This is a genomic window from Acidithiobacillus acidisediminis (genome assembly GCF_023277115.1).
GTDB lineage: Bacteria > Pseudomonadota > Gammaproteobacteria > Acidithiobacillales > Acidithiobacillaceae > Igneacidithiobacillus > Igneacidithiobacillus acidisediminis.
The window spans coordinates 2085279-2110204 of sequence record NZ_JALQCS010000001.1 but is presented as its reverse complement, the minus strand read 5'-3'; the positions used below and the strand labels follow the sequence as shown (position 1 = coordinate 2110204).

Annotated in this window: 23 protein-coding genes; 6 read left to right on the top strand and 17 right to left on the bottom strand. The window is 58.9% G+C overall.

What is annotated here, in order from left to right:
• Window positions 1-31: 31 nt before the first annotated feature.
• Together cadR and ltrA are read left to right on the top strand one after the other, a co-directional pair.
• Window positions 32-526 carry a Cd(II)/Pb(II)-responsive transcriptional regulator gene (gene cadR, locus M5D89_RS10580; RefSeq protein WP_248885790.1) on the top strand — a complete coding sequence of 165 codons (495 nt, stop codon included), beginning with the start codon at window positions 32-34 and terminating at the stop codon, window positions 524-526.
• A 523-nt stretch (window positions 527-1049) separates the two neighbouring features.
• On the top strand, window positions 1050-2390 hold the full coding sequence (gene ltrA / locus M5D89_RS10575; RefSeq protein WP_346347717.1) for a group II intron reverse transcriptase/maturase: 1341 nt from the start codon (window positions 1050-1052) through the stop codon (window positions 2388-2390).
• A 337-nt stretch (window positions 2391-2727) separates the two neighbouring features.
• Here the strand turns inward: ltrA and M5D89_RS10570 are convergent, their stop codons facing one another.
• The 10 genes from M5D89_RS10570 to M5D89_RS10520 form a co-directional block, all read right to left on the bottom strand.
• The gene (locus M5D89_RS10570) at window positions 2728-2934 is read right to left on the bottom strand and encodes a cation efflux protein (RefSeq protein WP_014003705.1); all 207 of its coding nucleotides are present in this window, start codon (window positions 2932-2934) and stop codon (window positions 2728-2730) included.
• A 562-nt stretch (window positions 2935-3496) separates the two neighbouring features.
• Window positions 3497-3805: a hypothetical protein gene (locus tag M5D89_RS10560; RefSeq protein WP_163057233.1), complete on the bottom strand. Its 309-nt coding sequence runs from the start codon at window positions 3803-3805 to the stop codon at window positions 3497-3499.
• 115 nt (window positions 3806-3920) lie between these two features.
• Window positions 3921-4283, bottom strand: a complete 363-nt coding sequence (locus tag M5D89_RS10555; RefSeq protein ID WP_041638090.1) for a copper-binding protein — start codon at window positions 4281-4283, stop codon at window positions 3921-3923.
• 128 nt (window positions 4284-4411) lie between these two features.
• Entirely contained in the window at window positions 4412-5158 is a 747-nt protein-coding gene (locus tag M5D89_RS10550) for a cytochrome b/b6 domain-containing protein (RefSeq protein ID WP_064218772.1), read from the bottom strand.
• Window positions 5159-5215: 57 nt separating this feature from the next.
• Window positions 5216-5911: an AIM24 family protein gene (locus tag M5D89_RS10545; protein ID WP_248885789.1), complete on the bottom strand. Its 696-nt coding sequence runs from the start codon at window positions 5909-5911 to the stop codon at window positions 5216-5218.
• 68 nt (window positions 5912-5979) lie between these two features.
• Complete coding sequence (locus M5D89_RS10540) at window positions 5980-9090, bottom strand: efflux RND transporter permease subunit (RefSeq protein ID WP_248885788.1); 3111 nt, start codon at window positions 9088-9090, stop codon at window positions 5980-5982.
• Window positions 9083-10525 carry an efflux RND transporter periplasmic adaptor subunit gene (locus M5D89_RS10535; RefSeq protein ID WP_248885787.1) on the bottom strand — a complete coding sequence of 481 codons (1443 nt, stop codon included), beginning with the start codon at window positions 10523-10525 and terminating at the stop codon, window positions 9083-9085. The genes M5D89_RS10540 and M5D89_RS10535 overlap by 8 nt, the downstream gene beginning before the upstream one ends.
• Window positions 10522-11832, bottom strand: coding sequence for a TolC family protein (locus M5D89_RS10530; RefSeq protein ID WP_248885786.1), 1311 nt, complete (start codon window positions 11830-11832; stop codon window positions 10522-10524). Before M5D89_RS10530 ends, M5D89_RS10535 begins: the two co-directional genes overlap by 4 nt.
• A gap of 93 nt (window positions 11833-11925) precedes the next feature.
• Complete coding sequence (locus M5D89_RS10525; RefSeq protein WP_215862137.1) at window positions 11926-12279, bottom strand: hypothetical protein; 354 nt, start codon at window positions 12277-12279, stop codon at window positions 11926-11928.
• 95 nt (window positions 12280-12374) lie between these two features.
• Window positions 12375-12533, bottom strand: a complete 159-nt coding sequence (locus tag M5D89_RS10520) for a hypothetical protein (RefSeq protein ID WP_215862138.1) — start codon at window positions 12531-12533, stop codon at window positions 12375-12377.
• Window positions 12534-12762: 229 nt separating this feature from the next.
• Here M5D89_RS10520 and M5D89_RS14255 point away from each other — a divergent pair, with 229 nt between their 5' ends.
• From M5D89_RS14255 to M5D89_RS10510, 3 genes are all read left to right on the top strand, one after another.
• Window positions 12763-12897, top strand: a complete 135-nt coding sequence (locus M5D89_RS14255) for a hypothetical protein (RefSeq protein ID WP_283102985.1) — start codon at window positions 12763-12765, stop codon at window positions 12895-12897.
• Window positions 12898-12974: 77 nt separating this feature from the next.
• Window positions 12975-13235 (top strand): SHOCT domain-containing protein, encoded by a 261-nt coding sequence (locus tag M5D89_RS10515; protein ID WP_248885785.1) that lies wholly within the window; start codon window positions 12975-12977, stop codon window positions 13233-13235.
• Window positions 13236-13522: 287 nt separating this feature from the next.
• Complete coding sequence (locus tag M5D89_RS10510) at window positions 13523-15547, top strand: heavy metal translocating P-type ATPase (RefSeq protein ID WP_248885784.1); 2025 nt, start codon at window positions 13523-13525, stop codon at window positions 15545-15547.
• A 34-nt stretch (window positions 15548-15581) separates the two neighbouring features.
• Here M5D89_RS10510 and M5D89_RS10505 read toward each other — a convergent pair whose 3' ends face one another.
• The 7 genes from M5D89_RS10505 to M5D89_RS10475 form a co-directional block, all read right to left on the bottom strand.
• Window positions 15582-16184, bottom strand: a complete 603-nt coding sequence (locus M5D89_RS10505; protein WP_141738605.1) for a hypothetical protein — start codon at window positions 16182-16184, stop codon at window positions 15582-15584.
• The gene (locus tag M5D89_RS10500) at window positions 16123-16482 is read right to left on the bottom strand and encodes a hypothetical protein (protein ID WP_248885783.1); all 360 of its coding nucleotides are present in this window, start codon (window positions 16480-16482) and stop codon (window positions 16123-16125) included. The genes M5D89_RS10505 and M5D89_RS10500 overlap by 62 nt, the downstream gene beginning before the upstream one ends.
• A 312-nt stretch (window positions 16483-16794) precedes the next feature.
• A complete protein-coding gene (locus M5D89_RS10495) occupies window positions 16795-18444 on the bottom strand; it encodes a hypothetical protein (RefSeq protein ID WP_248885782.1) in 1650 nt (549 codons plus the stop codon).
• A gap of 1 nt (window position 18445) precedes the next feature.
• The gene (locus M5D89_RS10490; RefSeq protein ID WP_248885781.1) at window positions 18446-20269 is read right to left on the bottom strand and encodes a TnsD family Tn7-like transposition protein; all 1824 of its coding nucleotides are present in this window, start codon (window positions 20267-20269) and stop codon (window positions 18446-18448) included.
• Window positions 20270-20280: 11 nt separating this feature from the next.
• Window positions 20281-21939, bottom strand: coding sequence for an ATP-binding protein (locus tag M5D89_RS10485; protein WP_248885780.1), 1659 nt, complete (start codon window positions 21937-21939; stop codon window positions 20281-20283).
• Window positions 21920-24088, bottom strand: a complete 2169-nt coding sequence (locus M5D89_RS10480; protein WP_248885779.1) for a transposase family protein — start codon at window positions 24086-24088, stop codon at window positions 21920-21922. The genes M5D89_RS10485 and M5D89_RS10480 overlap by 20 nt, the downstream gene beginning before the upstream one ends.
• A complete protein-coding gene (locus M5D89_RS10475) occupies window positions 24085-24639 on the bottom strand; it encodes a TnsA endonuclease C-terminal domain-containing protein (protein ID WP_248886466.1) in 555 nt (184 codons plus the stop codon). Before M5D89_RS10475 ends, M5D89_RS10480 begins: the two co-directional genes overlap by 4 nt.
• Between M5D89_RS10475 and M5D89_RS14345 the strand changes: the two genes are divergently transcribed.
• Window positions 24613-24786: a hypothetical protein gene (locus M5D89_RS14345; protein WP_248886485.1), complete on the top strand. Its 174-nt coding sequence runs from the start codon at window positions 24613-24615 to the stop codon at window positions 24784-24786. The two genes, M5D89_RS10475 and M5D89_RS14345, sit on opposite strands and share 27 nt — an antisense overlap.
• The last annotated feature ends 140 nt before the right edge of the window (window positions 24787-24926 follow it).

The window sequence follows — 24926 nt, the reverse complement described above, 5'->3', positions numbered from 1 at the left end:
GGATTTATACTGCTCTTTTTGGGGGGATGATATGCGAATTGGCGAACTTAGGCAGGCCACGGGCGTGGATCCAGAGACCATCCGTTATTATGAACGGATAGGCCTCTTGCCCGCGCCAGTTCGGCGGGCGAACGGCTATCGAGCTTATGGCCCCGCGCATCTGGAACGGCTTGCCTTTATTCGCCACTGTCGGGCGCTGGACATGCCACTCGCGGACGTGCAGCGACTCTTGCATCTGCTGGATCATCCGCTGGACGATTGCCTGGACGTGGATCGGTTGATCAATACGCATCTGGCTCATGTACAGGGACGGCTCCAATCGCTACAAGCGCTGGCGAGGCAGCTTGAGCAACTGCGCGGATGCTGCCACGGGCGGCATACCACCGCCGAATGCGGTATCCTGCATGAGTTGGTGACCGCTGCCCAAGGGGAAGGGTGTGTGTGCCACGGCGGTTCGGCCCCGAACAGCCCGGAGGTCATAGAAATCTCCGTGCGCCGGTCAAAACCGGCAAAGTGTTGTGAATGAAAGAGTCATACGTTGAAGGCTTAGCCAGCCACGGCGGCCCCGAGTCATGCGTCAACAACCGCAAGGGTGTGGGCGAAGCGTTGACAGGGGGACGCGCAGGCCGGGTATTGAGCCGCGTAATACATGCCCCGCACCGCCTGGTGCGGGAGGTCCGGGGTGCCGAGGCTGTGGAGATAAGCCGAAGGCCACACCGGCGCTGCCGCATTGGCGAGGCAGCGCCGGACCCCGCGCGGTCACAGACCCCGCGCACGCGCGGAAACACTTTGCTCGGGAACCGGGAGATCCCGCGTCCTTCTGCATCGCGCTGGGAAGCGACGAATGCAGAGCGCATCGTGAAGCCCAAGGGCGTACGACGATGAGCCACAGGCGTGGGAAGTCGGACTGCTGCGTAGTACCGAAGAAGCTGCCGAACAAAGCTGCGGGTGCAACTCCCGAGGTGGCGGAGGTGGTGGAGGGAAGGCGGCGGGCCAAGGGAAATGCCATCGCGGCGCGCATGTCCCGCAGATCGATGCGGACATACGACATGGGAACCGCGCTCGATGGCATACGACAGACGGCAAGAGGCCGCCGTGGTGCGAAGTTCACCGGACTGCTGCACCACATCTACGCGGTCGAACGCCTTGAGGCGGCCTACCTTGCGCTCAAGCGCGACGCGGCTGCCGGGGTGGACGGCCAGACCTGGCAGTCGTACGGGCGGGACTTGCAGAGCAATCTGTTGGAGCTGTCCGACCGGCTGGCCCGAGGGGGCTACCGGCCCCAGCCTGTCAAGAGGGTGTACATCGACAAAGCCGACGGCAGCAAGCGCCCCCTGGGCGTGCCCGCGCTGGAGGACAAGATCGTCCAGCGCGCCACGGTCGAAGTCTTGAACGCCATCTACGAGCAGGACTTCCTCGGGTTCAGTTACGGCTTCCGGCCGGGGCGCAGCGCGCACAACGCGCTGGACGCCGTGAGCGTAGGGGTGGGGGCCAAGCGAGTGAACTGGATACTCGATGCGGACATAGCCAAGTTCTTCGACACGATCGAGCACGACTGGCTGGTCAAGTTCATCGAGCACCGCGTGGCTGACGCGCGCGTGGTGCGGCTGATCAAGAAATGGCTGCACGCGGGCGTGCTGGAAGAGGGTAGAATCACGCAGAGTGAGCTGGGGACGGTCCAGGGCGGGAGCATCAGCCCGCTGCTGGCCAACATCTACCTGCACTACGCGTTCGACCTGTGGGTGAATCAGTGGAGGGGGCGCCATGCCCGAGGCGACGTGATCGTCGTGCGCTACGCCGACGATTGGGTGGCCGGATTCCAGTTCCGGGGGGATGCCGAGCGCTTTGAGCGCGCGGTGGCCGAGCGGCTGGGCCAGTTCGGGCTGAAGCTGCACCCCGACAAGACGCGGCTGATCGAGTTCGGGCGCTTCGCCCGCGACAACCGAGGCCGCCGGGGACAGGGCAAGCCGCAAACCTTCGACTTCCTGGGCTTCACGCATTGCTGCGGGAAAACCCGGAAGGGAAAGTTCATGGTACTGCGGCTGACCAATGCCAAACGCCTGCGAGCCAAACTGCAGGCGGTCAAGCTGGAGCTCATGCGGCGCATGCACCGACCCATCAAAGAGCAGGGCCAGTACCTGCGCGCGGTGGTGGCCGGCCATGGCCGTTACTTCGGCGTGCCCGACAACGGGGAGCGGCTGAGCGTATTCCGCATCCAGGTCGGGCGGCTGTGGCATCGCACCTTGTGCCGCCGCAGCCAGACCCATCACCTGCCATGGCGTCGAATGCATCGCTTGATTGCGCATTGGTTGCCCACACCCTCCATCTGCCACCCCTACCCGAACCAGCGTCTGATCGTCACGACCCGAGGCAGGAGCCGTATGCGGTAATCCCGCACGTACGGATCTGTGGAGGGGGTGTTGGGTGACTGACATTCCTACTCCGACTAAGGCCTTCATTCATGCAGATGGTGCATATTGGGAGTGTGAGGGTGGTCGTGGGTTAAGGGTTGGTGACGATGCGGGTGCCAGTGGCGGACACCGGGCGCCATCGGGAACGGGTGCCCATGCCGTCACAAAACCTTGGTTTTCAAGCTGGCTTTTGGAGTTATCGCTATTGGGGTTTGGGGGAGCCCGGAACGTAAAGCCCGGTTAACCCCTTGTCCAAAGCTGTTGTCTGATTTCTTTCGGTCACGGCTTGTCCGAGCAAGCCGAACCGCTGCACGCCTTAACGGGATGAAACGGGCGCACGTAGCGCTTGCAAGGATTGCCGCAGGACATTAAGCGCGGAGCTGAGAAACACGCCGGAGATAAGGGCACCGACGATGATGTCCGGCCAGCGCGAGGCAAGCACAAGCAGGTAAATGCTGCTGGCGGCTAGTAAGACACCGACATTGGCGATCTCGCAGCTTTTGTCTTCACAGCAATTAGCCATTTGTGGTATCCCTTGAGTTTGCTGTACCTGGCGGTAGCGTAACCTCTGTACCGGCTGTTCGACGAATATATACCCGAATACCTCACCAAAATAACTCTAAAATCCGTTATGGTGATTTTGCCTTACGCCAACAAGCGGCAGCGCACTGCTGGCTGTATCCCGCGCAGCCTTTACCCGATGACGGTGGGCTTGCGGTTCTGCAGTAGCACCGCAAGCAGTCCGTGCCCGTCCAAGTGTGTTTCCACCCCCAAAGACCATGAGAAGCAAACCGCCAAGTGGTCAGCCGTTGGGTAACCATCTTCACAACGAAAAACCCATCCTATCAGGTGAATCTCATGATTTCAGCGAAAGGGAACTGCTGTTTTTAGAATTAAGCATGCATTCTTTCCTGAACTTTCGACGGCCAAAATGACGGGAGTTTTACCTTTCAGCGCCACGACCAATTTCCCGCCCGACCGTCCCTCGCCCACAAAGGCATCGTCCCGTTACACCAAGCCATCCCCGGCTGATAGATGCTAGCGTTCCTGCTCGTCACGAAGGTCTAATGGCGCTGGTGGCCACATCAATAAGTGTTTATTGCCTGTATTCGTTTGCCAATCTCGGCAACCTTTTGGGCGTCCTTAACGACTTCCTTCCAGTGACCATCCTTGATCTGTACAATCATGGTGTACGTTAAATATTCTGCTTTATCTGTCAGTATTTTTGTCTCATACCTCGGATTGGTTGGCGCATGATCTTCGCGTGCATAGGCAGATAATGGTGCGGTCATAAGAATCGTCATCATAAAACCCCGCAGGGCAGCATGGCGAAGTCTGATTGTCATGATCCGTATTTCTTTGTATGTCTCCTGGTGGGATGTTTCTAATGTCATGGCGAATCCTCCTGTATTGATTCAGATGAATTTAGTAGCGATCCAGTGGATGATATAACTCGATAATATCCCCGTGGTATTCCCCGATGGGCCGGATTACAGTTACTTCGTGTTTTCATTGTCTGACCAGCGTGATCCTAGTGATGACGTACCCCCCGGCGGTATCCTTTGCGAAGACGAAATTCACCATCTCTCCAGTCTTGAGGCTGTTGAGCATGGCCGTGTTCTGGAGCAGGAAATTCATTGACATACTGGGCCAACCAAGGGCCTTGACGGGGCCCATGGCGACATTGACCGAGTTCGCATCAGGACTGATGCTGTTGATTTTGCCCTGCCCCATGAAGGTTTGGGCCTTGGTCGCTTGGCCCGACACGGTGCGCATATTGTCCATACCCGGCATGTTGCCTGTGGCCGCATATGCCGGAAGCGTGGCCGCCGCCGAACACGCCAGGATGAGGGTGAGATAAAAACGTTTCATGTTCGTCTCCTTGCTGTTGTTGAACTGTTCGTTTGTCAAAGTTTAAACACTTGGTTATGGCAATAATTTCCGGTGTCCCTCCTTTCCGCCCACGGCGAAATTGCGCGTCCGTACCACTCGCCTATCCATCACTCATGCCTGGTTTTTGTGACATCTCCGTTATTTGAAGTAATATCGTCCAGCTCTTCCGTCCCGCCGCTCGGGTCCGCCTGGACACTGAGCGCAGCGTCCCAATCGGCATGAAGGGCTTGGTGTTCCGACTCGGTGAATCCCTTGTGGCCGTGGATCATGGCCGATATCAAACCGTGGCGGCCCGCGATCTCGTGCGCCATCACGAGCGCCACATGGACAATGACGAAGGCAAGCAGCAGAAAGAAACCCCATTCATGCATCACCATCAAAGGGGAGTTCATCGCTTCACTATCCGGCATAAGTGAGAGGCTGATTCCCAAGGCGATCTGCGCCACGGCAATCAGGAAAAAGGCGAGATAGGCGGGGCCAGCGAAAGCGTTATGTCCCCGATAGGGGGAAATCGGACGGCGGAAGCCGCTCAGATAGCAGGCGAGGGTTTCCCGCCAGATGCGGCGCTGGGCTGACGTCAGGGGCAGGAGGTCGCGCCAGCGCGCCGTCGGCGGGCCGACAAAGAGCCAGAGGATGCGCAGCGCCAGCCCGGCGGCGAAAGCATAGCCGCCGACATAATGGATGATGTCGATCTTCCCCATCAGGGTGTCAGACATGTCGTTACCCAAGGCCAGGAGGGTAGCGCCTGAGGTGAATTGCGCCATCATGGCAAGCGCCATCCACCAATGCAGTGCCCGCAGCAGCGGGTCCCAGACAGGGTGCAGGATATAACGGTTATCCGTTGTCGATTTCATACTTCCTCCAGGATCTGCGTATCATTGACCAGGCCACAAATATCCGTGGAACAGCCCTCACCATCGCGCAGGGCCGACTCCGCCGCTTTGCATCCAGATGGTCCCGGGACCCTGTGCGCGGCATATGCCCCAGTTCGCTCCTGCGGCCATATCCGTAGAAAGCGATCCCAGTCCGATGGGTTCCCATTGGATTGAGGGATCACGAGCGATCCATGCCCCCGGATCCAGGTCCAAAGACTCCCCTTTTGCCAGTGTGAGTTCCCAGATATCACCGTGACCGTGCAACCAAACCAACCCCTCCGCGTCGCCCGCCACGGAAAAGCGATCAACGCTTGGCGCGGTGTCCCCGGTAACCCAAGGTCCGTCGCTTCCGCCGGAGAAGCTCTCAATGTGGACCGCGCCGCTCGCCGCCAGAAAGTGCGGGGCGGGTGCCAACAAGGTATTTCCGTCATGCAGCTTCACCCCGAATATCTTGCCGACGCAATCCCGGCTGAGACTCAGTGACCCGGGTCCGGATGCCATCATCAGCCACGACGGACGGCCCCAGAAACTTCGTACGGTTTTTGGCGACGTGGCCGAAATGACGGTTTTCGGGTCTTTCCACAATAGGGTGTGATGCTCGAAGAGCACAAAACTCAAAGGGTCCAAGTCCAACGTCAATATCGGGGTTAATTCCCCTTCCAAACGGAAGCGGATCCCAGCATGCCCCCCACCTTCCACCTTCGCCGATGTCAATAATTTCGGTTCCATCATCGATCCTCCACGCCTACGCTTCGTTAGTGTTGCCACGAACTTCTCCTTCTGCACTTCGCGCGCCATCATCACCGCAGGCCCAATCGCCGCTTTTGCCACAGGGCGTAGAGGGCGGGGATCACCAGCAGCGCCAGTAACGCGGCGCTGAACATGCCGCCCACCATGGGCGCGGCAATGCGCTTCATCACATCGGCGCCGGCGCCATGGCTGAACATGATGGGTAAGAGGCCACCCACCACCAGGGTCAAGGTCATGGCCAGGGGCCGCAGGCGCAGCATGGTCCCCTCGATGACGGCGAGCCGAAGGTCGTGCCAGGTCTGCAAAGCGCCACGAGCTTGCCGCCGGATGAGGGCCTGATCCAGGTAGAGGAGCATCACTACCCCGAATTCTGCCGCCACTCCCGCCAGGGCGATGAAGCCCACGGCCACCGCCACCGAGAGTTTGTAGCCGAGCCAGTAGGTGAGCCAGAAGCCTCCCACCAGGGACAGGGGCAGGGTGAGCAGGATGATGGCTACCTCCACCCAGTTTTTAAAGTTGAAGTAGAGGAGCAGGGCGATCAGCAGAATGACGGCAGGAATGACCAGCTCCAGGCGCTTGGCGGCCTGCTCCATGACCTGATACTGGCCTACCCAGGAGACGGTATAACCTCCTGGGAGATTGACGGCTTTCGCAATGGCCGCTTTGGCGCGGGGTACATAGGCACCGATGTTGGTGCCAGGCTTCGGGTCGATATAGATCCAACTGTTCAGGCGACTGTTGTCGCTGGTAAGCATGGCAGGCCCGCCCTCGATCCGGAGATCGGCTACCTGGGCCAGAGGGATCTGGGCACCGTCGGGCGTGGCGATGCGGCTTTCCATCAGGGTGGACAGGGACTGGCGCAGTTCCCGGGGGTAACGGAGATCCACTGGGAAGCGTTCCAGCCCTTGTACCGCGGTGGTCAGGACCTCGCCGCCAATGGCCGTCTCCACGAGACGGTTCACATCCGCCACCGAAAGGCCGTAGCGGGCGGCCTTGGCGCGGTCGGTGTGGACAACGATGTAGCGGCCACCGGTGACGCGGGCCGCATAGGCGCTTTGGGTCCCAGGGACCTTGCGCAAAACCGTTTGGAGTTCCTGCCCCAGGCGGTTCAGGGTATCGAGATCCGTTCCGCCGATTTTAATGCCTAATGGCGTCTGGAGACCGGTGGTCAGCATATCCACCCGTCCCTTGAGCGGTTGCGTCCAGATATTCGACAGGCCGGGGACTTGCAAGGCTTTGTTCATCTTGCTTTGCAGCTTGTGCATGGTCATCCCGGCTGGCCACTGGTCGGGATTTTTCAAATTCACCACCGTATCAAACATGGACAGGGGCGATTGATCGGTCGCCGTTTGTGCCCTTCCGGCCTCGCCGAAGACCGTCTCCACCTCGGGGAAGGTCTTCAGGATGCGGTCCGTCTGCTGTAGGAGCGTGGCCGCCTGGCCGATGGAGACTGCCGGATCCTGGGTGACCGGCATGTAGAGCAGCGTCCCCTCGTTCAGGGGTGGCATAAATTCCGACCCCAGACGGTTCCAGGGGTAGTAGAGGGTGGCCGTGAGCAGCAGGGCGAGGACCAAAATGATCCAGGGAGCGCGCAGGACACCGTGGATGACCGGACGGTAGAGGAAAGCCAGGACCCGATTCAGGGGGTTTTTGTTTTCAGGGCGGATGCGACCGCGGATGAACCATGCCATGAGAATGGGCACCACGGTTATGGAAAGGATGGCGGCGGCGGCCACGGAAAAGGTCTTGGTAAAGGCGAGGGGCGCGAAGAGCTTGCCCTCCTCGCCGCCCAGGGCGAAGACCGGCAGGAAGGAAACGGCGATGATGATCAGCGAGAAGAACAGGGCCGGACCGACCTCCTCCGCCGCAGCCCTTGCCGCCGCCCAGGGATCGACACCGGGGGTTTGCTCCAAGTGCTTGTGCATATTTTCGATCATGACCACGGGGGCATCCATCATCACGCCGATGGCGATGGCGATGCCGCCCAGGGACATGATGTTGGCGGGGACACCCATGCCCCACATGATAAGGATGGCGGCCAGTATTCCCAGCGGCAGGGCGACGAGGGCCACCAGCGCCGAACGCGCGCGCAGCAGAAAGAGCAGGGAAATGAGCGCCACCGCCAGGGATTCTTCCAGCAGCTTGCCGGTCAGGGTATGAATGCTGCGCTGGATGAGCGGGGCCTGGCTATAGGTCGTGACAACTTGCACGCCCTTGGGCAGGGAGGGCTGGATGTCCTTCAGCTTGCGCTCGATCTGGTGGATGAGGGCATAGGCGTTGCCGCCCTGGTTCATCATCACGATACCGCCCACCACCTGGCCGTGGCCGTTGAGTTCGGCGATGCCATTGGGCAACTGCGGGCCCAATTGCACCCGGGCCACCTCCTGCAGCGTAATGGGCACGCCGTCGCGCACCTCCAGCGACGCATCCTCCAGGTCTTTCAGGGAACGAATGTAACCCGAGGTGCGGACGATATAACTGGCGTCTCCCATGTCCACCACCGAGCCGCTGGTCTCCCCGTTAGCCGCCCGAATAGCGGCCTCCACTTCCGGCAGAGTCAGGTTATAGGCGAGGAGTTTCTGGGGGTCCACCACCACCTGGTACTCCTGCACCATGCCCCCTACCGTGGCCACCTCCGCGACGCCGGAGATGCCCTGCAGCTCGTACTTGAGAAACCAGTTCTGCAAGGTGGTGAGCTGGGCCAGATTCAAGGTCCCGCCGGGATCGGTGAGGGCATACTCGAAGATCCAGTCCACCCCCGAACTGTTCGGCCCCAGGGCCGGGGTGATCCCCGGCGGCAGCTTGGACTGCACCTGGCTCAGGTATTGGAGTACCAGATTGCGGGCCTGATAGATGCTGGTGCCCCCTTTGAAGAGGACGTAGACATAGGAGTCCCCGAACATGGAGTAGCCGCGCACGGCTTGGGCACCGGGTACCTCCTGCAGGGTGGTCTCCAGGGGGTAGGTCACCTGATCCTGAACAATCTGCGGCGCCTGACCCGGATAGGAGGTCTTGACGATGACCTGGGTGGGCGAGATGTCGGGGAGTGCTTCCAGGGGAATATTGATCACTGCCAACGTACCGCCAACGATCAACACCAAAACGGCGATCATGACCAGCAAGCGGTTTTCCATACACCAACGCATGATCGCTCTAATCATGGGGTTGACCTCCCTGACCCATGTTCATCCCGGCCATGGCGCCCGGACCGGATGAGGCCGGTGGCGTTGGCGGGGCACCAGCATTCCCGGCGGGAGCGGCCAGTGCAGAGGATTTCCGGCCCTGAGTCATGTTCTGCGGCTGGGAAACCCCTACGCCCGGCGCGGCACTCGTGGTGGACGCCGTGTTGCCCCCTAACATACGGGCCTTGACGGACTGGAACTGGGATTCGGAATAGAGCAGGAACTGGGCACTTTCCACTACCCGGTCCCCCGTCTTGAGTCCCTTGTTGATGGCCACCCAGCCGTCGGCCTCCGGCCCCAGAGCAACCTGGACCGGCAGAAAATGTCCATTATCCTCACCCAGCATCACATAATCCCCCTGAGCGGTACGCAGTACGGCGCTGCTGGGGACCGCCAGGGTCTCCTCGGGGCTGGCCAGAATAGTGGCGTCGGCATAGGTGCCGGGGCGCAGGTTTCCCCCGGGATTAGGAAAGCTCAGCCGGGCCGTCACCGTCCGGCTTTTGGGGTCGAGGGTCGGATAGAGGAAGCTCAAACGTCCTTCCCAGGTCTTGCCGGGATAGGCGGGCAGATGCAAGCGCACGGGGTTGCCGATCCGTACCCAGGGCAACTGATAGGAGTAGAGCGCCACATTGACCCATACCCGGTCGAGATTGGCGATTGCATAGACATTCGTCTGCGGCGAGACGTAACCACCCTGGCGCACGTTGAGGGTTTCGACCACCCCGGACGCGGGCGCCATGAGCGGCACGTCCCGCTCCGCCGTGCCGCGCCGGGCGAGCGCCGCGATCTGGCCTTCCGGCATGCCCAGCAGCCGTAATTTCGCCCTGGCTGCCGCCAGCAGTGCCGGGTCTTCCGTCGCTCCACCCTGGCGGCGGGCAATGAGATATTCCTGTTGGGCGCTATACAGCTCGGGAGAATATATCTCGGCGAGCACCTGGCCGCGCTGCACGGGGTCACCCACGGCGCGGACGTTCAAGCGTGTCACCCAGCCGGAGAAACGCGGAGTGACGGAATAGACCCGGTTCTCGTCCACCGCCACGGTGCCCACGGTGTGGATGGCATGCCCCATCTGACGGCGCTGCACCGCCACGAGGCGTACCCCCAAGTTTTGCGTCAGGCGCGGATCGATGCTGAGACCGGACTCTTTTTTTGCGTTCGGGCTGGAGGCATAGACCGGGATATAGGCCATCCCCATACTGTCCTTCATCGGATGATTCGAATGGATCTTGGGGTTCATGGGTGCGGCCCAGTAGAGGATGTGCCGTCCCTTGGGGGTACTTTCCTGAGGATGGGTTGCGGCGACGTTGGCGCTCGGTGCCGCGGCAGGGGCCCGCAACCACCACACCACCCCAGCCCCGAGGGCTACGCCAAGGACGAGTAAGCCGACACCGATGATCCAGTTGCGTGACTTCATGGTTGCATCTCTCCTTGGGTGGTGAGGAAATCCAGCTCTGCGGCGCTGAGGGCCAGGTCGCGGCGGTATTGCAGGCGGGTCAGGGCGTAGTCCAGCACTTCCTTCTGGGTGCGCAACACCGCGTTCAGTCCGGCGCGCCCCGCCGAATAGGCGGCGAGCGTTGCGGAAAAGGCATTTCGTGCGTTGGGCAGCAGGCGTTGATCGGTGCGCTCCAACTCGGTCTTGAGGGCTGCGTAGCGGGCGAAGGTGGCGCGCGCCTGCTGGGTCAGGGCCAGATGCTGATCGTCGTAGCGATATTGCGCCTGCAGGGCCTTGGCCCTGGCGGCGGCAACGTCCTGGTCCTGGCGATCCCCCGGGAATATCGGCAGGCTCAGGTTAACCCCCGCTGACAGCCAGTTGGGGCTGCCGGGGTGGAAATCCTGGCCATAACCGACGCTGACCGTGACGTCCGGCCAATAGCCGGTTTTGGCTACCTGCACGCCCATTTGCGCGACACGGGTTTGCGCCCGGGCGGCCCGCAGGAGGGGCTGGCCGGAAAGCCGGGCTTCCACTTCGGCAAGAGTGGGTGGTGGCGGCAGATTCGGCCATTGCTTTTCTATGGACGGCGGTTCCGACAGATTCAGAATCTGGGCGATTTGCGCCAGATCGCTTGCCTGCTCTGCCTGCAATTTGGTGATGTCATTGGCCAAACTGTCGCGCGCCAGTTGGGCACGGAGTACCTCGGCCTGTGACCCTTGAGCGGACCGGTAGAGCGCCAGTGCCGCTTGCACACTCTCGGCCTCCAACTGTTCCTGATGCTGGACCGTTGCCACGGCATCTTCGGTATAAAGGGCTTGCAGCCAGGCGCGGCGCAGCAATAGTACCAACTCGGCAGACTGGCCGCGCAGCGTGTCGGTGGCTTCTCGTGCTTCTATCCCTGCCTGCTGTCCTTCCAGCCCCAGTTTGCCAAAGGAGGGAAAGGTCTGACTCAGGCCCACGCTCAGCATGCTCATCTGCTGCTGGTTCATGGAGAAGCTGTTGAGGGGCACGTTCACGGCGCCGAGGGCGAGATGCGGATCGGGCAACTGGGCAACGGCCACGGCTTTGTGCCGTAATTCCGCAATCTTTTGGGTCAGGGCGCCAAGCCCGGGATTTTGGCGCAGGGCAATTGCCTCCGCGCCCTGCAGGCTTAATGAGGCGGCACTGGCGTAAGGGCTGAACACCATCATCAGCATGATGGGAAGGGGGAGTGGCCCCGCGCCCCTGCGAATAGCCGCAACCCACTTTAGAAAATATTTATTTCCAGAACTTATTTGCACATCGCTCATATAACCTCCACATACGGCCCGAGTTAGGGCCGAAGACGCGAATTTCCTGTCCGGCGCGCTTATGCGCGCGGGGCTACGGATTCAGGTGGGAGGCTAAATGAGAAAACGAACTGCGGAGAGTGGGGGAAGACCAGTGTGGGCCGCAACGCGGAGAAAGTGTGGAACGGGCTTAGGAGAAGAGAGGGTAATCCAGGATGCAACGGAAACGGCGAAGGCTGGCATGGCGGGGGTGATGTTGTAGGCACTCTCCGCTACCGGCATCATCATATCGTGGTGGCAGCAAGCAGTCAGGCAGGCTCCTTGCTGCTGGGCCGGAGCACCAAGGGCCTGTTCGCAACGCGGTATTTGTGTGCCGTGTGCGGCTACCCCTGTCATCGACAGGGCGCACAGCGCCGGGGCAGCGTCTACGGGTGCCACCATCCAAGGCAGCAGTAGAAGCAGGGCCATAAAGGCTATCCGGCGAACGAACGGGCGAAAAACGCGCACAGTACCCCAATCTCAAGACGTTAGTTTGGTCATTAAAATTCAACGGCCATCAAATGTCAATGCTGCCGCGACTGAGTGCCGCGCTTCCCGCCCTTACTGACGTGCCCCTTATCTACGGTTTTTTCTACCGCCCCAACCGTCGGTGTTTGTAAGTCTTTCCCGACGGCGAGATTCCCCATCTCTGGCGGGTGGTCCACGAAATGGCCGGCCAGCACCTTGAAGTCCTGGACGTGAAAAACCTCTGTCCCCCACTACGCCCAAACCCTCACCCACTGGGTCCGGCGCTTGGAGGAACACAAGGAAGAGGCTGTTGCCATGATCGGCGAGAAACGCTATCGCATCTGGGCAATCTATGTGTGGCGCCGTTACCAACATGTCGACCGAAGTTACCGCGAGGCAGGGGTGAGCTGAGGAGATATCTAACGGTCAACCGGGGGAAGGCCATTGGCAGCAAAGGTACGGGTGGCCGAAGATCTTGCCGCAGACCATATCCTCAGTCGCCAGGACGCCGATGGCTGGCCCCATCCATTGGATAGCCTGAAAGAAGATGGAATAAGTGGACACTGCCTACTACACTGAAGCCTTAAGTGAGGTGGTCATCGGCGAGAGTTAGTTCTGCGTCCATGGTGTAGCGAGCACGATGAGGAACAGAAAATGTGGCCTTATATGATGGGTGGTTTTTCAATGGTTACGGCTGGGTCGGGTCGGCATTCATGATCCTGTTTTGGGGTTTGCTTTGCCTCTTGCTGATTTTTGGCATTGTTGCCGGGATCGTGTCGCTGGTGCGGGCCTTCCCAGGTCGCGGGAGTCGGAGTGGCGAGAAAACCACCGCGCTGGATGTACTCCACGAGCGCTATGCTCGTGGGGAAATTGGAAGGGATGAGTACCTGGAAAGGCGCCGCGACCTGGAACAATAGCGCTTCCCCATCCGCCGAAGCTGGTCCGGATGCGCTACCAACAGGTGGGGCAGCGGTGGAAAGCTTATCTCGTTGGTTAAGGGTCCAGTCTGGGGCATGGATGTGGATCTCCAGATGCCGAGGCCGTAGCCGTGTATAGGGCGTGACATTCTATTTTTGCTCCGCCGCTCATCGGACGTTTGTCCCATTAGCATACCTAACCTACGGAATTAGGCTCAACGCGCACTAAGGTTGGAAATCGGCAACCGGCGTTGTAAGCTCCTGCGGCGGTAAAATGAGAGGACTCTATGGACCATTCGGGACATCAGAAACAAGGGATGGATACCGCTCATCCCGGTGCGCACGGCGGTCACAACCATGCCGCCATGATCGCCGATTTCCGGCGGCGGTTTTGGGTGTCACTGGCACTGACGATCCCTATCCTTTTTTTGTCGCCGCTTATCCAGCATCTGCTGGAACTGGAGGCTACTCTTGCCTTTACGGGGTCGTCCTATGTGCTTTTCGCGTTGTCGAGTGGAGTGTATTTCTACGGCGGCTGGCCCTTCCTGAAGGGGCTGTTTGCCGAACTCGAAACCCGCAAGCCAGCCATGATGACGCTGATCGCCCTGGCCATCAGCGTGGCCTATTTTTACTCGAGTGCCGTCGTGTTCGGGGTTCAGGGCGAAGTGTTCTTCTGGGAACTCGCCACGCTGATCGATGTGATGCTGCTCGGCCACTGGATCGAGATGAAATCGGTCATGGGGGCATCCGGCGCACTGGAAAAACTGGTGCAAATGATGCCTTCCGAGGCCCATCTCGTGGCCCCGGACGGTATGAAAGACGTGCCGGTCGCCAATCTGCAGCGCGGTGACCGGGTGCTGGTGAAGCCCGGCGAAAAAATCCCTACAGATGGTCTGATCGTCGAGGGGCGAACCACCGTCAACCAGGCCATGCTCACCGGCGAAAGCCAGCCCGTGGAGAAGGGGGGCGGCGACGAAGTGATCGGCGGTTCGGTCAACGGAGAGTCGAGTATCACCGTCGAGGTCCACAAGACCGGCAGTGAAACCTATCTTTCACAGGTCATCGAGATGGTGCGCCGGGCACAGGAGTCCCGCTCCCGGACCCAGGACCTGGCCGACCGCGCGGCCCTGGTGCTGACACTTACCGCGTTGAGTGTCGGGGGGCTTACCCTTGCCACTTGGCTGATCCTTGGCCAGCACTTCGAGTTTGCCCTGGCCCGCATGGTGACCGTTATGGTGATTGCCTGTCCCCATGCCCTGGGCCTGGCGATTCCGCTGGTCGTCGCCGTGTCCACCGCCATGGCGGCGCAGCATGGGCTGCTTATCCGGGACCGGTCTGCTTTTGAGCGGGCGCGCCAACTGCAGGCGGTGGTGTTCGACAAGACCGGGACCTTGACGGAGGGGCGGTTCGGCGTCACGGATGTGGTCGTGCTGGGCGGATACGCCGAAGACGAGGTCGTGCGGCTCGCCGCGGCCCTCGAAAGTCAGTCGGAGCACCCCATCGCAGCCGGCATCGTGACAGATGCCCAAGAGCGGGGTATCAGCTTCGAGTCTCCCAAGGAATTCAGGGCCATCCCCGGGAAGGGCGCGCAAGCCATCGTGGAAGGACGCAACGTGAAAGTCGTAAGTCCCGGCTATCTCAAGGAGCACGGCCTCGATGTCAGCGATGGGCGGATCGGGGCCTTGGCATCCCAGGGCAAAACGGTGGTATACCTGCTCGTCGACGAGAAACCGGCAGGGGCGGTCGCGCTGGCCGATATCATTCGAGCGGAATCGCGGGAAGCGCTCGCGCGGCTAAAGGGAATGGGCGTGCAGGTGATGATGTTGACCGGCGACTCGGCAGCGGTGGCCCGCTGGGTGGCCCAGGAAATGGGGCTTGACGACTATTTCGCCGAAGTGCTCCCTGAGCAGAAGGCGGAGAAGATCAAGGAGGTAAAAGCGCGAGGATTGCGCGTGGCCATGGTTGGCGACGGTGTCAACGATGCGCCCGCCCTGGTGGAGGCCGACGTCGGGATCGCCATCGGGGCGGGTACGGATGTCGCCATCGAGTCGGCGGACATCGTGCTGGTCCGTTCCGATCCTCGGGATGTGGCGGCCATCCTTGAACTTTCCCGGGCGACCTATCGCAAGATGATTCAGAACCTGTGGTGGGGTGCCGGCTACAATATCGTAGCGATCCCGCTTGCGGCGGGGGTGGCCTACAGCATCGGCATAGTGTTGTCCCCAGCCGTGGGGGCGGCCCTGATGTCCGTTTCCACCGTGATCGTCGCCGTCAACGCCAAGCTCCTTCAGAAGGTTCGGCTCACCGCCTAGCGCATGGGTCGGGAAGCAGTCAGCATGTCGCTGATCAGAACTTCCCCGAACGCAGGATCGCTATCACCCACCACAGGCCGAGTGCGCTGGCCACCGAATAGCCTAGGAGGCCCAGGAGCGGAATCCCCAGATAGTGGGGACCGGTGTGGAAGGCCATGACCAGGGATGACCCGATGATAACGGCCGCAATGATCAGGCTCAGGCTGAGGCGGTTGCTGGCGCGATCAAGGTGTTGCGGGATCTCTTCCATAGGCGCGTTGGCAACCGTTACGGTCAGTTCACCCTTAGCCAACTGCTGTAACGCACGGGTGAGTGAAACAGGCAACCTTGTCAGGGCCCGGCGCAAAGTGAAGAGCGCCCGATAGGCGCCGGGAAAGGCTTCTGTCATGTCGGGGAGGAATTGCCGCGCAAGCAAGTGCGGCGTAAAGGCCTGTAAGGTGGCAAGCATGTTGAAACGAGCATCCAGGTCGCGCGCCACCGACTCCACAATGATAAAGGCCCTGAAAGCGAACAAGAACTGGCGCAGTATTCGGAGCTTGTAACGCTGACCCAATCGGCTGAACTGGTTCACGATTTCAGCGAAGGAAGGCGCCTGAGCCGCCGCCACGGCATAGTACTGCTCCAAGGCTTCGCCCATATCCCGTGTGAACGCGGTCCGATCCGCGCCGGGAGCAGCACCGCTGGCGGTCAGCAATGGCGCGGGTGACGCGGGCGGCATGGCGACTGGGATCAAGACTGTCCGGGTCGTTCCAGAGTTGGCGTAAACGCTGGACTACGACGGGATCGCGCAGGTCCTGCAAACGGATACGGTGATGGCCGGGATCGGGATAGGGGACGTAGGTGCCGCCGGAACGAGTGAACTCCGCGTAGAGATCCAGAGATCGCCCTACATCAGTGACGACAATGAAGGGCGGGCGCCACTCGGCGGCGGGCAAAGCGCGCAGGCACGGCCAGAATAAACTCCAGTGACTGCCCGTTGGTCAGCCGAATCACCTGCAAGGCCTCCAGACCGACTCAACAACCCACGATTCGGCGATGAGCACCAGTCGCCGCACCGCCCTTTTCGACTTTGACATCCTTTACCGGGTGCTGAATGCCGAAAGATATAGCTGCCAACCCTCATCAAATGCATCGGGGAGGGAACACAATGGCACCGAGCCTCAGCTAATTGAGGATGGAGAACTTTTCACAATCCGCCTTCTTCGGTAACCAAAGGCTGGGGCATGAAAGCCTCGCGATACTCATCACTACGTGGAAGCGGATGGGCCGGGAAACTCAAAGAGCTTTTTCCTCAGTTTTGCTGCCCAAACGCCATTCTGTTGTTGCTCATTACCTCCCGGATCAGGTCTCATCACCTTCCGCAGCCGCTCATATCGGGCAAGCTGGTCGCCTTCATTCTCTGTAATGTCCCAACGCCCTCCCCGACAATCCAGCCGGTGGAGAATCGACAGGATATGGTTTTCGATATCTCGAAGCCCGATACTACCCTTGAATCGCAGCAACAGCGTAGACAAGGCCATTTTGTTACTATGCTCCACATCCAGCAACACCACCGGGAACGCCTTTTCCTGGAAAAATACGGCAACCAGGCATAATCTTTGGCGCTTTCCAACCATGGAAAAGGCCTGCCCGGTTTCAAGCCGACACAGCGCCGTCAAAACACGGACATTTATTAGCCCATTCGCCATGGTCCGGATCACCTGCATCAATCGCCTTAGATCGTCCGTACCTTCACCTTTCTCGACCGCAAGCACCTGAAACTCCATGGGCAGGAGATCGTCGTGCAGAGACTCAGGGGAAACGCTCACTTTAGGCGGTGGCGTTTTTCCACTTCCCCGATATTTTCGGGTCTTTCCTCCATTTTCACTGGTACCCGCGGCACTCTTGCTTCTACGCCTGATAACGCGTATCCGATCTTTTTTATCCACCCGACGCACTTCGATTTCCCGGTCGAAAATGCTGGTTCTGGTCAATATCGGCAGGGCTGGCTGATGAACATCCGTCCTACTACCCGAACCTACCGTGTCTATGACAGGAACGTCACCGGATGACGACCCACCGCCTGGTCCACGCCTTTTGGGCTGGCTTTTTGGCATCCGCACCGTAATCGTTTTCCCCAGCGACGGATGAGAAAAATACAAAACATCACAGGGTACCCTCTTCCCCGTGAACTCGGAGATTTCTAAGATAAGCCACTGATTTCCTTTCCGCACTCCACGAAACTTAATTCCACAGTCATGCAGATCAGGAGGATCAAAGGTCATATACTTTTGTTTGAATGTCCGTTCGTAGACACTGTCCCAGGCGCGTTGCCCCTCAGTATCCACCGCCAGCCAAGAAAATTCCAAGATAAATGACCTCTTGAGTGATCTCACCGGCATTTGCTGGGTATAATCGAGTTGCAGACGAGGATGAAACCCAGGTTCGACCGGCCTGAAGAGCGTCATGACGCCTCCAGGCTGCATAATATGATTGGCAAGCGTTTTATTATGCAGGAACAGGCTACGGATGAGTTCCATGGTCGGGACCAAATACTCCATCTGATCCACTCGATAACGCAAGAGCCGCTGCACCCCCTGTGATTTGCCTTCAAACGAATATAATTCTGGCGGAATGTCCGACGAGTTGATTTCCTCTCCTGCCGCCAGATTGGGAATAATCACTTCCGAATATTCGCCGTAGGTTATCGGGAGCAACCAACCTTCGGAGAAGCGATAACCGAGTGCCAGCACCGGGAACAGCCCAATAGGTACGCTCCACATGGCAAATTTGCCTGACGACACGCCGCAGGTGACTATACGTACCCGCCACCCCTTTTTATCGTCTTGTTCGACTCCAACCAGCCAGTGTAGCGTCAAATCTTCAGGCACTTTGCGCAATACGTCTATTCTGATCAATTTATACCTCAGAGGATCCAGCCATTATTTCCAAGGCGGCCAAGGCGGTTTCTACGCTCGGTGAAGCTATCGAAGGCAGCCCTGCTAAGCGGCGTACCCGCCACGATCGCACAGGCAACGCCTGGCGATGCAATTCTGCAGTAGCCCAGACAATGCGACGCAACCGAAACGCATCGGTAGTTTCCATGACCTCGCCAAGCACGCCGATACTTTTAGGCAGTTTTACCTGTCGTTCTGACATCCGGAGTGGCCGCCCCAACTTGCGCTCCAAAGCAGCCTGAGTAACGCGTTGCGGCGGAACCTCCCGAGTGATTTCCCGCGCAGCCTTACGCAGTTGGATCGCCATGCTACGATCCAATGTCTCCCAGTCCACACGCTGATCAGACCATTTCTTGTGCAGTGCCGTTGGTGAGTGTTGCTCCAACCACTCCCTGTCATGGCGGTACAACCACGAGTGTTCTTTGGGTAGCAGGAGCGCCAGTTGCCGACGTGACAAATCAGCGTAATTCTGCTGCATGTCCAACCACCGTGTTCTTATGGCATCACAGTCTGGCACCAATGTTCGGGAATGTCGTGCGGCTAAGGGCTTCCAGGGCACGTTCAACCCGAGTCGGGAGGCGTGCAACCTCACCGTCCCCGGATCAATGGCAAGATATCCGGCTACCGCCCTGAGTCCCAGGCCCTCCGCCACTTTCTGCCGGATTTGATCATCCAGTAGGGGGCCAAAGTCCAAAATGCGCGGCGAACTCCTTGATCCCACCTCTCGACTGTACACAAATCCGCAGGCGCAGGAAAATCGACCAATCACCCGATCCTGATCATGGCGAACAGCAATCTCGTGGATCACATTCTGCCCATAGTGGTCTGCCAGACGATTGAAGCAGGGCCACGGTCCCTTGCCGAAGGGGGGTGCCGTCCGCCGTTGCGACGACCGTTTGTCCAAAAAAATCTGGAATAGAACATGCCGCAACGGATGAAATGCCTTTCTGTGTTTCCGTACCATGGCCGTAGGCCAATCGCCGCCGAGACCACCGGGGATAAGGTCGATTACTGGTTCAAACAGGCTTAAAATTGCTTCCCTGAGAAGGTTCTGAGCGACATTCTCCTTGCCTTTGTCGAAGCCGCGATCAATCACTGCGCTCCGATAATACGCACCCCAATCACGAAAGCGCACTGGCGGATGATCGAGCAACGCCGCGCTCCGCTTGGCGATCTCTTGCAACAGCGTCACTTGGCGCGGGCTACCCGCCCAAGAAGGGAGTACCGCCACAGGCGAACAGTTCTTTTGATCCGCGGCGATGAATTCGTGCTGGTTACTGGCGCCTTGAGAGACCGCACTGTCCGCCAGGGCCGCGCCATGTTCCGGACAAACCAGAACGCCGGGGAGTTGATGGCTGCGCCTCCAATATCCTTCTCCATAGCGGTTCAACATCTCGCCAAGGCAGATGGGACAATACCGTAAGTATGCCGGAGCCGAAATCGCGCTCGCCGCAATACCCAGACGCACATGCACGGCATCCGCCGGGCCGTCCGTTAATGACGCCAGTACGGATTGTCCCACTGACTTCGGCTCGAATGCCGTGTAATAACGGTAGAGGGTAAAATCCTTGGTCAGCCTTTCCGGACCGAGTCCGCGATCGGCCGGTATTCTTTGGCTCAACGCCGCCACGCGGCTTTGCAATCCCGCCGTCGCCCGCACCCCGGTTTCACCAAAGAGATCATACAGGGTGTGTTTCGGGCTTCTGGAACAAACGTGGCGATGATAACGCGCAAGCGCGCTGTATAACAGTTCGTCGGGATAAATTTCCGGGAAATAGGCCAACACGGGCGGCTTTTTCAGCTCGCGAGATCGGCCATCGGCGGTTTAACGGCGCCCGCCGCAAGCAATGCGTCGTAAGCGGATACGCCCTCTTTTTTGGCCGAGATGATCGTCCGGAGGTCCTGCGCATCCACGGGAAGGGGTGTTTTCGCGGTTTTAGTAGCGATTGTAGTCGACTTGTGCGGTTTCTTAGAGGGATTGGCGGGTGCGCGATCACGTAATTTAGCCGTAATAATGCCCACGAGATCTAGCGCAGACAGGCCCGGATGCTCTGCTTCGGCTTCCGCCACCAGGATTTCCGCGATGTCCCCAGCCAACCCGAGCTGCGCCAAGATAGGCAGAAGGATGCCGCGCACATCCAGATGCGTGCTTGCCGCCTTTTCGGTCGTGACCGAAGCCACCGGAGAGCGGATGGCGAGGACAGGTTGCCCTGGCATGCAACTCAGCGCGTCGCTGAACACCTGCAGAACCTGGTCCTGCATGGGGCGGATATCATCATATTGTGCGATCGCCTCGCGATCCCCACGTTTCAACGCATTGATCATGGGCGCGATAAGCCGCATGTGCTCACTAGCCACCTGCCGCAACAGACCAGCGTCGATACGTTCAGGGCGACGGTTCAGAACCCCGAGCTGAATGGCGCGCAGCTGCGCCATCATGAAGAGATTGATCAACACGTCCACAATTCCCTGACTCTCCTCGTATAATACCCGACGGACTTCGTCGGTAAGCAGGGATATCTCCCGCGTCCACTGGTAGGTCCACATTCGCTCGACAAAGTAATTCCAGGTCGGCTCGTTCTCCATGCGCTCCCAAACCAGACTCCCCAGACCGCTCGCTCGACGTGCCTGCCGGAAATCTCCCTGCAACAGGGGCAGCGCGCCCATCGTGCCGATGAGGATCACCGGGATACCAATGGTGTTCACCAGGGTCACGAGGAAGTTCAACAGCGCTTCTGCCCCAGTACCTGGCGCTTCCCGAATGTGCTGGATTTCATCGACAATCAGCACACCCAATGCGTGCAAGTTCGCGACATGCGCCATATGCACCATCATCTCATCGACAGATCGCCGGCTACTCCCAAATTGCGCGCTATAACGCGTGCCCAACAAGTCATCCATGCTCCGAAAGAAGCTGATGCAAAGCTGCTTGGGCGACCCTTTGTGCGGACTATCCAGCTTGAGCCAAACCACTTGGTCGATACTGCGGGGCTCGGCATGGTGAATTTTTTGCGGATATAACTCCAATATTCTGGCCATGCCGTAGCTTTTGCCGATGCCGGAACATCCAATCAGCGCAAAACTGCTCGCGGTTGACCGGACAGAACGTCCGCCGGCCATGAGATCCTTTTCAAATACCCGGGTAGCGCCTTCCCGGACGCGGCGGGTATAGTCAGCCGTGGTGGGGTTGCGGCACAGATAACCTTGACGGATCAGAAGGCCAAATTTTGCTTCCAGGCTGAGGTGGGTTTCCAGCGGCTCAAAATAGCCTTTAAGCCGCGAGATGCAATGGGCGCGCAGATGCGCGGGATAACCGCGCTCCGCCGCGTTGAAGGTGGGTGGAGCCGCCATGGCCAGCAAGGCGTCATGCGTTGACATGGGAGGCGGCAATTTCGCGATAAAGGGGTTATCCCGATATTCGGGCAACGTGAGGTCCTCATCCGCCGTGGTCGTCATCACCCTGATCCTCCCGTTGCCCGCGCATAATATCCGCTATCCCGGGGAGACGATAATCGTCGGCCTCTTTTGTTTTGGGAAAAGGCAGCACTGCCGCAGTTCCCGGCGCTTCCTCACTGGGAGGAAGCATCCTGAAAGCCTCCCGCTTTCTGTTTTCCTGACTCTCCTTGCTACGATTTTCGCGGATGTTTCCTGTCCGCTGACGCGCGCTGCCAGAGGGTGGAGGTGCTTCCGATCGCATGGCTTCCGCCTCATTCACGATCCCCTTAATTTTTTCATTCAAGTTGATGCGGCTACGAAGGACTTGCGGCTCATGATTCCTTTGGCTTCGCCTCTCTTCGCCATTTACCTGAAGAATTTCCCATAGCATTCGACCCCGATGATGACGGCTTTTCTCTGTGAGCGTGCAGGGGATAAATTTCCCGCGCTTGACGTCTTCGTGCAGATAAATCTCGTCCATGTGGCGAGGATCATAGGAAATTCGAACTTTCCAGCGTCCCTTTTGGCGTGCGCGTTCGAACCAGTGCTCTTCCATCGCTTTTTCACAGGTGTAAAAGCAGGTCGCATAGCGGATTCCTGTAGCGGTGACGGTCGCATCGTCGCTCGGCATCAAGCTCAACTGGACTTTTTCCGGCGCGAATGCGCGTAAGCTGCCACTACGACGGGCAACACCCCACTCCCACAACTCGCAAGGAATTTCCGGTACCCGGTCGGCGATCATATCCGGTGACTTTTCATATTCACTGAGCGGGTGCTGATTGTTGTAATACAGGATGCAGTAGAGAATGATGCGGGTGAACTGGTCTATATCGAGAGTCGCGTCGAGGCGGTAGTCCCTGGCGCCGCGCTCTTGGTAATCCGGAGCAACAAAGCCCGGCGTAAAGGCCTTGAAACGCGCGGGAAGCAAACGAAACCGCTGTTCCACGATGCCTTTCCAGTCCGCACGGTACGGTGCGGCATTCTCGACGTGCACCTGATAATTCTTGATGAGCGTCTCTATGGTCTTGCCCGCAATTTCTCCCTTATCGCCCAGCAATACGTCGGGCATGGCCTGACACGGCCAATCCGCTTCCTGAATATCAACACCGAACTGACGGCAATAGGCCACTTTTGACGTTACGGCGTTCGTCAGCGCCATCATCGCGCTGACCCAGGACGGACCTTCCAGGCCCACGTATACGCCCGCAATCATTCTGCTGAAGACGTCTATCACGATATAGAGTACGGGTCGCCCCACGATCATGGTGCGGTCGTATCTGGAAACCAGGTATACGTCCGCGATGGTGGCATCAATCTGATAACGCGATGCCGGGCCAACGGTTTCGGCCGTGGAGGATCCCAGGATTGCCCGCATATCCTTGTCATATACTCTGGGGGTGCGGCGTATACGATCCAGACGGAAGACGTCGTTATCCTTCTCATACCAGTAGCGGAATTGCCGCAAGCTGGGAATATCTTTTTGCGGAACCAGTTCCTGCTGGCCGGTGTGTTCGTTGATGACGCGTTCGCAAAAATTATCGGCGATCAGCTCGTCGTAGGCACCTCGAAAATCCAACTGACTATTGGTGATGAACTTCTTTGTGGCAACAGCGCGAAATAGCTGCCGCATCTCTGACGTCACGTTGACGCCCAGATCGTCTCGATCAGGAATGCGCCCGCGTTTTTTTTCAGAAACGGATTTGTCTTTGCCCAGCCCACCACACCGCGCATAATCGGGCAGCAGAGCGTTGGGTGTCATGCCGCGCTGCCAATACCGGCGCAGAAAACGGTAAATCGTTTGCTTGGTTACTCCAGATTCTTCCATGCCCCTTTTAACCGCTTCACTACGGGCAATGGCATCGAAAATGGCCGGTTGATCAAAAATCAGCGGACGAATCGTCTCCCAAGCGGAGTCGCGTTTGTCCCGGTAGATCTCTGATATGTTTTCATCCGCCAGTGCGAGTAGCCATGGGTCATTCTCAACCACACGCCACTCGCCGGCATCGCGCATCTTCTCTATTTCTTCCGCTTGGTAGAATTCTGGCAGGGCATTGGCATCGCGAATGTCGATGGCATATAGACCCCGCATTCCCGGATCAATCCAGAGCACACGCTCAACTCGGTGTTCCTCCGGAAACTCCAGCAAAAGATTCACAGACAAATCCTTCATCCGCTGGCCCTCCTGGATTCCTCCGTGGGCACCTGAAATTGACGCAATGGCCAGGTGTCCGTAATAGCCGTATCCATGGGACAGGAAATCGCCTTCCGTGCCAAGAGGTGACGGACAAGCAGGAGACTGTCGCCCACATGCATAGCAAGTTTCTGGTCCATGGCCAGGCAGAATTGCCTCAAGGTGGTTGCGGGATGGGACGGGAGTGCCCGCAACAGCAGGCGTGCCTTTTCTTGATAGTAACCTTCGTAAGGCGCGGTCAATTGGTCAAGTGTAATATAGGGATGCAGCCATGCAATGTTGGTGACCATTGCTTCGGGGATATCTCGCTCAGTGATGATTCCCCAGTCCACGCCCTGCTGTACCCAATAGCGCCGTTCGATTTCCAACTTATCGATGACGCGAGGTTTTTCGAGTTCGCTGGCGGGCTTGACGGCACGGGCCAACTGCCTCAGCTTCCCTTCATAAGCGATATCGACCAAAAAATCCGTAGTCATGACTATTTCCGTAGCGGCGTCTCGCGGATGCTTTATATCGAGATCCGCGGCAATACGGCGGGTGTATTCACGGTCGAGGGGATACTGCTCGCGGATGTCCGTAACGGTATCCGCCCAGTCAAACTGGTAAAAAGCATCCCGCTCGATGTCGGAGAGGAGGTGGTGTACGCGGCCGGTCTTGATTCCGGCAATTCGATGTGAGCGGCCATGGGAGGCCACATCCTGTATGGTCAGCCACGGCTTGTAACTTGTACCGCGGCCTCGCCCTCGCCCTTCTTTCTGGAAGCGCGCGATTTTGTCTTCATGTCAATCAGCGTCGAAATTTGAACAGGTGTCAGCGT

Coding starts and splice junctions, on each gene's coding strand:
- cadR (WP_248885790.1), top strand. CDS start 32: ATGCGAATTGGCGAACTTAGGCAGGCCACGGGCGTGGATCCAGAGACC.
- ltrA (WP_346347717.1), top strand. CDS start 1,050: ATGGGAACCGCGCTCGATGGCATACGACAGACGGCAAGAGGCCGCCGT.
- M5D89_RS10570 (WP_014003705.1), bottom strand. CDS start 2,934: ATGGCTAATTGCTGTGAAGACAAAAGCTGCGAGATCGCCAATGTCGGT.
- M5D89_RS10560 (WP_163057233.1), bottom strand. CDS start 3,805: ATGACATTAGAAACATCCCACCAGGAGACATACAAAGAAATACGGATC.
- M5D89_RS10555 (WP_041638090.1), bottom strand. CDS start 4,283: ATGAAACGTTTTTATCTCACCCTCATCCTGGCGTGTTCGGCGGCGGCC.
- M5D89_RS10550 (WP_064218772.1), bottom strand. CDS start 5,158: ATGAAATCGACAACGGATAACCGTTATATCCTGCACCCTGTCTGGGAC.
- M5D89_RS10545 (WP_248885789.1), bottom strand. CDS start 5,911: ATGATGGAACCGAAATTATTGACATCGGCGAAGGTGGAAGGTGGGGGG.
- M5D89_RS10540 (WP_248885788.1), bottom strand. CDS start 9,090: ATGATTAGAGCGATCATGCGTTGGTGTATGGAAAACCGCTTGCTGGTC.
- M5D89_RS10535 (WP_248885787.1), bottom strand. CDS start 10,525: ATGAAGTCACGCAACTGGATCATCGGTGTCGGCTTACTCGTCCTTGGC.
- M5D89_RS10530 (WP_248885786.1), bottom strand. CDS start 11,832: ATGAGCGATGTGCAAATAAGTTCTGGAAATAAATATTTTCTAAAGTGG.
- M5D89_RS10525 (WP_215862137.1), bottom strand. CDS start 12,279: ATGGCCCTGCTTCTACTGCTGCCTTGGATGGTGGCACCCGTAGACGCT.
- M5D89_RS10510 (WP_248885784.1), top strand. CDS start 13,523: ATGGACCATTCGGGACATCAGAAACAAGGGATGGATACCGCTCATCCC.
- M5D89_RS10505 (WP_141738605.1), bottom strand. CDS start 16,184: ATGGGCGAAGCCTTGGAGCAGTACTATGCCGTGGCGGCGGCTCAGGCG.
- M5D89_RS10485 (WP_248885780.1), bottom strand. CDS start 21,939: ATGACGACCACGGCGGATGAGGACCTCACGTTGCCCGAATATCGGGAT.
- M5D89_RS10480 (WP_248885779.1), bottom strand. CDS start 24,088: ATGAAGGATTTGTCTGTGAATCTTTTGCTGGAGTTTCCGGAGGAACAC.
- M5D89_RS14345 (WP_248886485.1), top strand. CDS start 24,613: ATGCTTTATATCGAGATCCGCGGCAATACGGCGGGTGTATTCACGGTC.